Here is an 11,908-nt window from a genome sequence, read left to right as displayed (position 1 = left end):
TATAGCTGATTCCCCATATATATACAACTGATCTTATGTGATTCCTACTATGGGAAAAAACAAAAATTAGTATGATTTTCCTACCATAGCGGGCTTGAATTTATTGACTATCTGGCAACAAAGAAGTAGGATTATGTTGTTAATGAGGTGATGCAGATGAATCCGATCATTGAATTTTGCTTAAGTAACCTGGCAAGTGGGGGATTTGAAGCGTTGCAGGTGCTAGAACAAGATCCGGATCTAGATATTGTGGAATATGGATGCTTGGACCATTGCGGATTATGCGGGGAAGCTTTATATGCACTTGTTAACGGTGATGTGGTAACTGGTGATACACCAGAGGGACTAGTCAAAGCCATTTATCAATATATCGAAGATAATCCAATGTTTTAATCATCCCGATTGCCTATTTGGGTATATATAGCAAAAATTTCATACTTCAAAAAGGGTTAACTAAATAAAACATCGTTAACCCTTTTTGTTTGCCAAATTTAGTTAATACTTATTTCTAACTGGAATTTTACCATTTGTTTATAATTGAGTTATATGGAAAGGCTGGCCTACGAATTTTCAAATCCAGATAGGTGAAATGATGCTGAAATGTTGTTATATAGTGTTCTATAACGTATAATATAATACTGTATAGACTAATGTTTACAATATATTTAATACAGCATAAGCTAGGTTGAAAGGAGTGCAAATGATGAGTACAATCATTACGCTGACAGAAGCAGCAGCTTTGCAAATCAAAGATATGATAAAGCAAAATGGAGAAGAAGGTGCCTATTTCCGCTTTTCTATCAACGGTGGCGGTTGTAGTGGATTATCCTATGGCATGAGCTTGGAGCAAGAGAAGAACGATACGGATCAATACTTTGAGCAACATGGTATTCCCGTAATCATCGACGAAGAAAGTGCTCCAATCCTAGTTGATACTGTTATCGATTATAAACAGTCATTAATGGGCGGTGGTTTTACGATCGATAATCCTAATGCCCTTGTTTCCTGTGGATGCGGTTCTTCCTTCCGTACTGCAAAAGTAGAAGGTTCACCAGAAAAGTGTTAGGTTTAGAATAATTGTTCTGGGTTGTGAATTACAGTCAGAAATTGAGTGTAACACAAGTCTTAGATAAAGTAATAACAACCCTAAAAGACATAAATTAAGGTTGTGAATTACGTGCCTCCTTGGTAGTTAATGTTGCAAAACATAACTATTCGAGGAGGTCTTTTTGTTAGTTCATGTTATACCTAGAAAGTTGGAATAAACTATTAATAGTAATAGAGGAAGTAAAAATATAGTCTAGAGATTATGAAAGAGAGGTTACCAAATGAGATATTTTATTATAACAGGAACGTCGAGAGGTATTGGAGAATCGTTGGTAAAGCAATTGTTAAATGATGAGGATAACCATGTTATTTGTATTTCAAGGAAAAAGAATAACAATTTGAATGGCGTAGGAAGTATCAAAACTGTTAATGCCAGTTACTTTTCTTTTGATCTCAATAATTTAGGAGATATAGATCAACTTTTTCAAAAAATATTTAAAATAGTTAATGAAGAAATTATTGAATCTATTTATTTAATCAACAATGCAGGTATACTTGCACCGATTGGTCCCATCGATGAAAATAGTAGTGAAGATGTTATAAGAAATTTAAATGTGAATTTAATTGCTCCGATATTGTTTACATCAAATTTTATTAAGTACACGAATAATATTAATATAGACAAAAGAATATTAAATATCTCATCTGGTTCGGTTAAATATTTGCTTCCTTCCCAAAGTTCTTACAGTACTGCAAAGGCAGGTGTAGATTCCTTTTCGAAAAGTGTACATTTAGAACAAAAAGATAAACCCTTCCCTGTAAAGGTTGTTTCAGTTTATCCAGGTGTAGTAGATACGCAATTACAATCTGAAATACGGTCAACAAGTAAAGAAAAATTTCCATATGTTGAACTATTTAATCAGCTACATGTGGAAGGGAAATTACAGCCCCCTCTAAAGACAGCGGAAAAATTAATTGAATTATTATATAGTGAAGATTACGGAAATCATACAATAGTTGAGGAATTAATTACAAATATCAACTAATTCGAGTTCTTATTTCAAGCACTTAACTATAGATGCTTTGCTTTTTGGGTAATTAGGGATCTTCTTTTTATTCGTGAGGAGAGATTAGTAGTCTTCAAAAAGCTTAAGGGTTATATAAGAATATGGAAATTCTTTGGATTCTTTTACTTTATACTATCATTGTAAGTGTAGCTACATTTAATCGGCTACATATTGTTAAAAAAATGGTTTGTGGTACCGGTATTAATAATCAGTGTGTTCACTCTCTTAAAGTTTACTGTTTTCAATTAGTCATTCTTTATTTTAGCTACATTAGTAATAAAGGAGCTGTCCGATAAGTAGAGGAAAATCGTTAAAATGGATTTCTGCTGATTTTTCATCTTGCTCTGATGTGAAAAAATGTCAGTTGATTGGAGTGGTGTGCGTTCAATTGAACTTTGGAGTGCCTTTTTCGCAGTGAGGGGAAATCGGTAGGCGTACGATTGACCTTAGTCCAGCTTTTTTCGCAGTGAAGGGTAATCGCTAGACGTTCGATTGACCTTAGTCCAGCTTTTTTCGCAGTGAGGGGAAATCGGTAGGCGTACGATTGACCTTAGTCCAGCTTTTTTCGCAATGAAGGGTAATCGCTAGACGTTCGATTGACCTTAGTCCAGCTTTTTTCGCAGTGAGGGGAAATCGGTAGGCGTACGATTGACCTTAGTCCTGCCTTTTTCGCAGTGAAGGGTAATCGCTAGACGTTCGATTGACCTTAGACCTGCTTTTTTTGCAGGGAGGGGAAATCGAAGTGCGTCCAATGACCAGGTCGTGCTTTTTTCGCGATGAGGATAAAATGGAGTGGGGCTCCTAAAATGCCAATTATATGACTTTTTGGACACCCCTTTTATAAAGTTAGATGTGCAAAATAACATTTAAAACAAGTGGAAATTATAGTTCAAAGTGACAAAGAAGGTTCACCCTAGGCGGGAAAAATCTTGGGTCTTTTTATATTATAGGTAATGTTTGAAAACAAGAAAAGAACAGTGCAACATACGCTGTTCTTTTCTTATTGTTATGTTTTTTGACGTGTACCACGTTCATTTTTTATTACTGTTCAAATAAGGATGTACTATGCATTGGCTGTAGTCGCGCTTTGGGATCGAGGTATGCTTTAGCATTACTTACTGCAGTAGGTGCTTCGCCAAATCCTGTTGCGATTAACTTGATTTTGCCATCATAGGTAGTGATATCGCCAGCTGCATATATACCTGGTATATTTGTTTCCATTCTGCTGTTTACAACGATTGAGTTTCTTTCAATTTCTAATCCCCAATTTTTGATTGGGCCAAGTGCGGAAACAAATCCATAATTGACGATCAGTGAATCAAGATCTATTGCTTCTTTTGTTTCACCTTTTACTTCTTGTAGAACTAATTGTTTAATTGCTTTATTATCACAAACAATGTCGCTTGCTGTAAAAGGCGTTTTAACTTCTACAGTTGAATTTTTCAATTGAACCACGCTGCTTTCATGCGCGCGGAATTTATCCCTGCGGTGTATGAGTGTTACTTTTTCCGCAATAGGCTCGAGCATAAGTGCCCAATCGACTGCGGAATCTCCACCACCAAGAATAGCAACCTTTTGACCAGCAAATTTATTCATATCATCGATAAAATAATGAAGATTAATCCCTTCATATTTACCTGCTAATTCTAGATCTAAACGTCGAGGTTGAAATGCACCGACCCCAGCAGTAATAATAATCGTTTTACTATAATGAATTTCCTGATCAGATGTTATTTTAAAACTACCATCTTCCAGTTTTTCTACATTTTCTACCGCTTGTCCTAAACAAATGGTTGGAGAAAACAATTCCATTTGTTCTTTCAAGTTATTCACTAAGTCCTGCGCCTTCACTTTAGGAAAGCCAGCAACATCATATATATATTTTTCAGGATAGAGGGTTGCAAGTTGTCCGCCAAGTTGTGGAAGGCTTTCAATAATTTTAATACTAGCGTTTCTTAAGCCTCCGTAAAAAGCAGCAAACATACCCGCTGGTCCTCCACCCAAAACTGTTATGTCATATACATTTTGATCTTCTTGCAAAATAATCCCTCCTGATAATATAAAAACTTGTCTTTTTTTATATTATCACATACGAATCTTTATGACATTATCTGCAGCCTGATATATAAATATCCTCTAAAATTCAGCAAAAAGCACCTTTATTGATTCTGAATTATTTTAAATTAAGTTTTTCTATGAATACGCTTGAAATAGATGAAAAAAAGCCATATGATGTAAGTGGGATAATTCTTTATCGTATATGACATATTTCTAGTTTTTTAATATTGTACGTGAAGTGAATCACATTAATTTATTCGAATAATTTACGTGTTAGCTTTTTACGTATAAACTCACATAATTATGAAGCAAAGGTGGCAGTGTTTATTATGAAAAGGCCGAAGATTGTTGTATTGGGTGCTGGATATGGTGGATTGATGACAGTAACTCGCTTGCAAAAACAGCTTAGTAACAATGAAGCTGATATTGTATTAGTAAACAAAAATGATTATCATTACGAAACTACTTGGTTACACGAAGCTTCAGCAGGAACACTGCATCACGACAAAGTTCGCTACGATATTTCTGCGGTAATTGATAAAAGTAAAGTGGAATTTATTCAAGCTACTGCATTGAAGGTAGATCATCAATCGAAAAAGGTAATACTGGATAATAGTGAGATTTCATACGATTATCTGGTGATTTCTCTTGGAGGAGCTTCCGAAACATTTGGCATCCAAGGACTTGATAAATATGCTTTTTCCATTAGTAATGTGAATTCTGCACGTCAAATCCGTGAGCACATCGAATATCAATTCGCAACATATAAAGTAGAAGCTGATAAAAAGCCAGAACGTTTAACGATCGTTGTTGGTGGTGCTGGATTTACAGGTATTGAATTTTTAGGAGAGCTAGGTAATCGAATTCCTAAGCTTTGCGCAGAATATGATATTGATCAAAAGCTTGTGCGCGTTATTTGTGTTGAAGCAGCACCAAGTGCACTTCCAGGATTTGACCCAGAGCTAGTTAAATATGCAATGGCTCACTTGGAGAAAAAAGGTATTGAATTTATGATTGGAACAGCGATCAAAGAAGCTACTCCAAATGGTATTATTGTTGCAAAAAGCGAAACAGAAACAGAAGAAATAAATGCTGCAACAGTTGTTTGGGCTGCAGGGGTTCGTGGTAATCCAATTATTGAAGAATCAGAAATTGAAAATATGCGTGGTCGTGTAAAGGTAGATACTAATTTACGTGCTCCAGGATTTACAGATGTATTTGTAATTGGCGATTGTTCACTTGTTATTAATGAAGAAATTAATCGTCCATACCCGCCTACAGCACAAATTGCTATGCAACAAGGTGAACTTGTAGCGGAAAATATATCAAGATTGATAAAAGGCAATACAAACCTCCATTCATTTGTTTTCGATAATAAAGGAACAGTTTGTTCACTTGGCGATGATGATGCAATTGGTGTTGTATTTGGTAAAAAAGTAACTGGAACAAAAGCTTCATTTATGAAGAAGATGATTGATAACCGTGCCCTATATATGGTCGGTGGAGTTCCACTTACAATGAAAAAAGGTAAATTTAACTTGATTTAAATAGAATTAGTTAGGAGACGGAATCAGCGATGATTCTGTCTTTTTTACGTTTTTAGAAAGTATAAGTTGGTTTCAGTGGAGAGGTGAAAATGAGTTTGTCTCTGTTCTACTCCAACATATTGTTAAGGGAGTTCAAAAAAGGATTTGAAAATCTCTACCTTTGTACAGATTTAGAAGGTTATGATGAAAAATATGGATGGAACTATATAAAGAAAGCTTATTTTACTAATGGTGAATCAACTGTATAATACGTAAAATCAATTAATAAGTTATTAGGATAGCTGCCTGCCCCTTACATATTAGGTGCAGACAGCTTAATAATTATATATACTTTTTCAGTAATTCCTTTGTCTCTAAATCTGCAAAGCACGCTTCAACACTATTAAAATAAATCTGTTTATAATCTTCAAAACTAATATTAAATTCCTTGAATATTATATTGCATTCATTCACCATACTTGTAGCTGATACTGTTCTGTTATCCGTATTAATTGTTACTTTTATTCCATCCTTGTGAAAGTGATAGATCGGATGTTCACGAAAATTATTCACGGCTTTTGTTTGGACGTTACTTGTCAGGCACATTTCAAGTACAACCTGCTGTTCCTTAACTATTCTATATGCTTCATCGCAATCTTTAATAAATACTCCATGTCCAATCCTTTCAGCACCCAAAAGTTTAACTGCTTCTAGTACATTTTTACCTATTCCAGTTTCACCAGCATGAATAGTTACCCTATAACCATATTCTCTAGCTAATTTAATAGGTTCTATGAAATTTCCACAAAAACCTTCCTCTTCTGACGCGCATAAATCTATAGCCACGACTCCCTTTCCAAGGAAGTTTTTACCCTTTTCTACAACCTCAAAAGCACTATGTACAGACATCGTTCTCATACATGAAAGTATTAAGTTTCCTTTTATATCGTATTGACCTTCCGCATCCTTCATCCCATCTAAAACGCTTTGCACTATTTCTTCTACATCTAGCCCCTTCTCAGTGTGAAGTAAAGGGGCAAATCTAACCTCTATATATTTCACATTTTCCTGTGCAGCATCTTCAAGAAGCTCAAAGGCAATTCTTCTTAGATTCTCCTTTGACTGCATGACTAAGTTGGGGATGGTGAATTTTTTCAAATATTCATCCAGAGATTCACATTCTACCGGAGCAGTGATTTCTCTCTGAACTTCTTCCATATCAAAAGAGGGTATCCTAATGTCCTCTCTCTTTGCTATATCAATGATTGTTTCAGGTCTTAGACTCCCATCTAAATGGCAATGAAGTTCAATTTTAGGTAACGCAGTAAAATCCATAATAACCTCCTAATTTATTTAATGTAAAAAAGTAAAAAGGTAAAAAAAATTCCTGATTACGAAGAAAGTACAAGTACATGTACCTTCTTCGTAATCAGGAATTATTGGTTCCTGGTAGAGACCTCCAAACCATATCTTTGGAGTTATACGAAAACTTTACTTATCATTTTTATAAAATAATAATGGAAATTAATTTTATTGTCAAGTAGGTCTCAATTCAGGCAAGTTATTCCGTAAAGGCACTATTCTTGATTAAGCTAAGTCAGAGTAAATTCATCAAAACACTATATTTAATAGAGGATTCTTGTTTTACTTTCCTCAACAAAGGTTTAGGTTACAGAAGAAAAGAATGAAACGTGTTAACTGGAAAAGGTAAGATATATGGTAGGATATTTAAAAGTTACATTTATTTTTAGTGTATTATGATAGACGTAAATTTGTATCAATTGATAATACAGCTAACGGAGGAGTTTCTTCAAATACTTTTTTTGAATATAAACAAGAAGGTAATATACTTTCAGCAACCTATAGTGGGGGAGAAATTGTAAAAGGAACAATGATTGGAATAGTAATGAAAAATGGTTGCTTAGAGTCTAATTATAACCATGTAAACAAAAATCGGAGTTATGGGGGGAGGGGGGGCGATGTTATTCTACACCCGAAATTCGATCTGATGGCAGAATTAGACTACAGGAAAGGTGAAGTGGTCTAATAATGACCAAAGTGAAGGAGAATCCATTGTTGAAGAAGTAATTGAACTAAATTCTTCAGTGCAATTCTGAAACAAAGGGGGCACAACGGTAGCTCCATTCTTGTAGAGTTAAAGAAAGGAGCTTACTTTTTACATTGATGTATAAAAGGAGGACAGGAATTGAACCGTGATTTTTATCATTCCTTATTTCCTATACTGGCTATACATTTAGGTAATTGCTCTCAAAGTGCATTGGAAAGGCTGTTTCAAAAGCTACTGAAGAATATCATAATGGTTTACTTCTGTAGGGTAGTAAATGGAAGGAAGCGCCTGTGCTTATATATTGTACTTCGATAGTAGCCTGAAGGTGGCATGGTATTGACACTTTTCTTTTAAAATGTCATCAAATCGCCTTGCTACGAAGATTGACGCTATCAAATACATTCAGTAAACTTGGATAGAGTGCTTTTTAAGAATTAAATGAAGCTTTGACGTGCACGGCCATTACTGTGCTTTTATTATCAAGGAGGAAATATATATGCAAATGGCTATTCCTGTTCTATTAATCTCGGTGCTATTATTTTTTGTGTTATTTTTTGGAATTGGTTTTATATTAAATATGCTCTTGCGAATGACGTGGATTATGGCAGTTGTCTATCCGATTATCGCTATATTAATTATTGATAAAGTGAAGTTCAGTGAATATTTTACAAATCCGAGTAACTCATTTTCTGAATTAGGTGAAATTATATCTACACTTGCTGCAGCTGATATTGCAATCGTATTAGGTGGATTCGCTGGTGCTGTCGTTTCAGGATTAACGATGAGACTGCTTAGAGCAAAAGGATATAGGATGTTTTAGAGACTTTCATTAAAGAAGGTCTCTTTTTTCTATATCAGTGAACACGCAATTTATTGAATAAGGAATAAATCCTCTCAAAATGGGAAAACACTAGATTTGAGAGGAGAGTAATCAATGCTACATATTAAAAAGTTTTGTATCAGATTAATTATGTTCTTATTGGTAGTCGAAGCAATATTAACGACTGGGGGATTCCTGACTGGAATGAGCAATCGGACATTGGCGTCATTTGTTATCCACGAAAGTGTATGGAAGTCCCCGGCAATACTTAATCAAGATGATAAATCAGTCCATTCGTCATCTAAAGTGAAAGCGACATATAAGAAAGTAATAAATACATCTACGAAAAATTCATTGGAAAATAAAGAGGATTGGTCGAAATATCCTAGCAAAAAAGTAGTTGCAACAGGTTATACAGCCGGAATAGAGTCAACTGGAAAGAACCCAGGACATCCTTTATACGGCATTACATTTTCAGGAGTAAAGGTGAAAAGAGATCTTTACTCGACCATAGCCGCTGATCCTAATGTATTCCCGCTTGGCACTATCCTATTCATCCCAGATTATGGATTTGGTGTCGTTGCAGATACCGGATCAGCCATTAAAGGCGATATTATAGATTTATATTTTGAAACAGTAGATGAAGTATATAATGAATGGGGAAAACAAACAGTCGAAGTGTATATTATTAAAAATGGCAAAGGAAAGTTAAGCGAAGAAGAGTTGACCGCTATGAATGAGGATGAGACAATGCAAGTATTTCGGCAAAGCTATATGAATAAAAGAAATGAAAGAGACTGACAATTGTCAGTCTCTTTTCGATTAGAAAAATAAGATTCCAGTTTACAATGGATTTAATGTTTAAATAAAAAAGTTATATAAAGCAAAAGCCCAAATGATTCCTGTCAATCCTCCGAAGAATACTTCTATAGGTTTGTGTCCTAGTAGTTCTTTGAGTAGTACTATTTCATTCCGTTTCTCTTTTTGGGGTTTATTTTTCCGAATAGTTGTGTCTTCAAGTAAACGCTGGAAATCAGCCGTCAATCTATTGAGAACTGCAGCTTGTTCACCGGCTTGTCTGCGAACCCCTTTTGCATCATACATAACTATCAATGCAAAGATGGCTGAAATAGCGAATAATGTGGAACCAATTCCTTCGATAATAGCTATCCCGGTGGCTAAAGAAGTAACAGCTGCTGAATGTGAACTAGGCATTCCACCGGTTGAACTAATAAGATTCCAATCCACCTTTTTTGTCATGAAATAATGTAGAGGTACTTTAATAAATTGGGCAAAAAATATTGCCGAAATCGAAGCCCAAAGGGGAAAATTAGCGAAAACCTCCATCCAAAAACATCCTCTCGTCATGTGTCCAATATGGTTATTGTTTATATTACCACAAACGAAGCATAAGAAATCATTCCTTGCAATATTGCTATAGTTTTTCCGTAAGGAGGCGTTACTAAACTTCGGAATTCGAAGTATCTCTTGTTTTCCGTTATAATGAAAAATGAGGTGATAGGAATGTATCATGTTAACAATAAGAATCCATTTGAAAGTGTGCAAGAGTGTATGCTTATTGGACTATTTGACAAAACAGAAAAATTTTCTGGCAAATTAGAAACATTGGATGAATCGTTTCAAAAAGGGCTTACTGATCTTGTTAAATCAGGAGATATTTCAGCAAAACTGAAGAAGATTTCAATTGTACATAGTTTGGGTAAGACTGAAATAAAACGTATTATCTTTATTGGTTTAGGTAAGGAAAAAGAAATAACTTTTGATCAAGCTCGTGAAGCTTTTGGAGTCGCTTTTAAAAAGGCAAAGAGTTTAAAGATACATTCGATATCTGTTGCACTTGATACATTTGTATGCGAACGAATACCTGTTGAGGATGCAGCACATGTTCTTAGCGAAGCAGCTACACTTGCCACTTATGAATTTGCCGGTTATAAGCAAAAATCGAATGAACCAGATGTGGACATTGAGACTATAGAAGTGTTTACAGATGAAGAAGTTGATGTCATCAAAGCAGCTTTATATGTTGGACATGCACATGGAAAAGGGACAAACGCTGCTCGAACGCTTGTTAATACACCTAGCAATTTAATGACTGCCACTCATCTTGCCGATCATGCAACAGAATTAGCTAAGGTATATGACTTCGAGCTAGAAATCTTAGAAAAACATGAAATGGAGAAGCTAGGAATGGGAGCTTTTCTTGCGGTTAACCAAGGGTCAGTCGAACCACCAAAAATGATTGTCTTGAAGTATCAAGGGCGTGATGACTGGACTGATGTTCTTGGTCTCGTTGGAAAAGGAGTTACATTTGATACAGGTGGCTATTCATTAAAGCCGAAAGATGGTATTGTTGGAATGAAAATGGATATGGGAGGCGCAGGTGCTGTTCTTGGAGCGATGGAAGTAATTGGACGCTTGCAGCCTGAACAGAATGTGGTCGCAGTAATACCTGCTACGGATAATGTAGTAAGTGCAGAAGCTTTTAAGCCTGACGATGTGATTACATCCTTAAGTGGTAAGACGATTGAGGTGCTGAATACGGATGCGGAAGGCAGACTTGTACTGGCTGATGCGGTAACATATGCAAAGCAGCACGGAGCAAATTATATAGTTGATGTCGCTACACTTACAGGTGGAGTAATAATCGCGTTAGGTCTTGATAAAACAGGAGCATTAACGAATAATGAGGATTTTTTTGAAGAAGTACTAAAGTCCTCATATGAAGCGGGAGAATTCATATGGCGACTTCCTTATACAGATAAAGATAAGGAAAGAGTACGTAACAGTAAAATAGCTGATTTAAATAATTCACCAGGACGAGAGGGACATGCGATTATGGGTGGGGCATTCATTGGAGAATTTGTAGATGAAACGCCATGGGTTCATCTTGATATCGCGGGAACGGCTACTATATCAAGTTCGCACGATCTCGGACCTGCAGGAGCAACTGGCGTCATGGTTCGAACACTTGCATTACTTGCTGAAAGATTTGAACCAATCAAATAAAACAGAAACCCCTTCATTATCTTTTAACAAAGAATTCATGAAGGGGCTTTTGTAACCTAACGTTCCATGGAATCTAATTTTATTGTACCAATGCACATAATCATCCAGTTCAAGTTCTTCTAGATGAAAGTGTGCACCATTCGCAAACTCTGTCTTAAATACTTTGAATATCACTTCCGCTACCAAGTTATCGTAGGGGCAATCTTCATGCTCAAGGATCGTTCGACTCCAAATGTTTTCAGGGCTTCATCAATTACTTTGCTTTTAGGAGTTTGGCTTGTAAATAAGACAGGTT

The 11,908-nt window shown here is 35.7% G+C and carries 10 protein-coding genes, 1 pseudogene and 1 riboswitch; of the genes and pseudogenes, 7 read left to right on the top strand and 4 right to left on the bottom strand.

The window, feature by feature from the left end; all coding sequences use genetic code 11:
* Positions 1-156: 156 nt before the first annotated feature.
* The 3 genes from MHB53_RS09915 to MHB53_RS09905 all read left to right on the top strand — a co-directional run bounded on the left by MHB53_RS09915 (position 157) and on the right by MHB53_RS09905 (position 2,093).
* Positions 157-393 carry a YuzB family protein gene (locus MHB53_RS09915; RefSeq protein WP_340917671.1) on the top strand — a complete coding sequence of 79 codons (237 nt, stop codon included), beginning with the start codon at positions 157-159 and terminating at the stop codon, positions 391-393.
* A gap of 310 nt (positions 394-703) precedes the next feature.
* Positions 704-1,066, top strand: a complete 363-nt coding sequence (locus MHB53_RS09910) for a HesB/IscA family protein (RefSeq protein ID WP_340917669.1) — start codon at positions 704-706, stop codon at positions 1,064-1,066.
* A gap of 262 nt (positions 1,067-1,328) precedes the next feature.
* Positions 1,329-2,093 (top strand): (S)-benzoin forming benzil reductase, encoded by a 765-nt coding sequence (locus MHB53_RS09905; protein WP_340917667.1) that lies wholly within the window; start codon positions 1,329-1,331, stop codon positions 2,091-2,093.
* A gap of 1,062 nt (positions 2,094-3,155) precedes the next feature.
* On the opposite strand, the gene MHB53_RS09900 is transcribed toward MHB53_RS09905, so the two are convergent.
* Positions 3,156-4,154 carry an NAD(P)/FAD-dependent oxidoreductase gene (locus tag MHB53_RS09900; RefSeq protein ID WP_445661416.1) on the bottom strand — a complete coding sequence of 333 codons (999 nt, stop codon included), beginning with the start codon at positions 4,152-4,154 and terminating at the stop codon, positions 3,156-3,158.
* A gap of 347 nt (positions 4,155-4,501) precedes the next feature.
* On the opposite strand from MHB53_RS09900, the gene MHB53_RS09895 reads away from it, so the two are divergent.
* On the top strand, positions 4,502-5,719 hold the full coding sequence (locus tag MHB53_RS09895; protein ID WP_340917665.1) for an NAD(P)/FAD-dependent oxidoreductase: 1,218 nt from the start codon (positions 4,502-4,504) through the stop codon (positions 5,717-5,719).
* 321 nt (positions 5,720-6,040) lie between these two features.
* Here MHB53_RS09895 and add read toward each other — a convergent pair whose 3' ends face one another.
* Positions 6,041-7,033, bottom strand: coding sequence for an adenosine deaminase (gene add, locus MHB53_RS09890; protein WP_340917663.1), 993 nt, complete (start codon positions 7,031-7,033; stop codon positions 6,041-6,043).
* A 71-nt stretch (positions 7,034-7,104) separates the two neighbouring features.
* Positions 7,105-7,204: riboswitch (purine riboswitch) on the bottom strand.
* Between the two features lie 1,058 nt (positions 7,205-8,262).
* Between add and MHB53_RS09885 the strand changes: the two genes are divergently transcribed.
* The gene (locus MHB53_RS09885; RefSeq protein ID WP_340917662.1) at positions 8,263-8,586 is read left to right on the top strand and encodes a YuiB family protein; all 324 of its coding nucleotides are present in this window, start codon (positions 8,263-8,265) and stop codon (positions 8,584-8,586) included.
* A 114-nt stretch (positions 8,587-8,700) separates the two neighbouring features.
* Positions 8,701-9,387, top strand: a complete 687-nt coding sequence (locus MHB53_RS09880; protein WP_340917660.1) for a 3D domain-containing protein — start codon at positions 8,701-8,703, stop codon at positions 9,385-9,387.
* 60 nt (positions 9,388-9,447) lie between these two features.
* On the opposite strand, the gene MHB53_RS09875 is transcribed toward MHB53_RS09880, so the two are convergent.
* Positions 9,448-9,933, bottom strand: coding sequence for a divergent PAP2 family protein (locus MHB53_RS09875; RefSeq protein WP_340917657.1), 486 nt, complete (start codon positions 9,931-9,933; stop codon positions 9,448-9,450).
* A 177-nt stretch (positions 9,934-10,110) separates the two neighbouring features.
* Here MHB53_RS09875 and MHB53_RS09870 point away from each other — a divergent pair, with 177 nt between their 5' ends.
* Positions 10,111-11,613, top strand: a complete 1,503-nt coding sequence (locus MHB53_RS09870) for a leucyl aminopeptidase (RefSeq protein WP_340917656.1) — start codon at positions 10,111-10,113, stop codon at positions 11,611-11,613.
* On the opposite strand, the pseudogene MHB53_RS09865 reads toward MHB53_RS09870, so the two are convergent.
* Positions 11,581-11,879: pseudogene (locus tag MHB53_RS09865) on the bottom strand (IS3 family transposase); the annotation flags it as partial. The gene MHB53_RS09870 and the pseudogene MHB53_RS09865 overlap by 33 nt on opposite strands.
* Between the last annotated feature and the right edge of the window lie 29 nt (positions 11,880-11,908).

It is taken from the genome of Bacillus sp. FSL K6-3431 (assembly GCF_038002605.1).
Taxonomy (GTDB): domain Bacteria; phylum Bacillota; class Bacilli; order Bacillales; family Bacillaceae_C; genus Lederbergia.
Note: the sequence above shows the minus strand (reverse complement) of the source record. Positions and strands in the feature narration are given on the sequence as shown.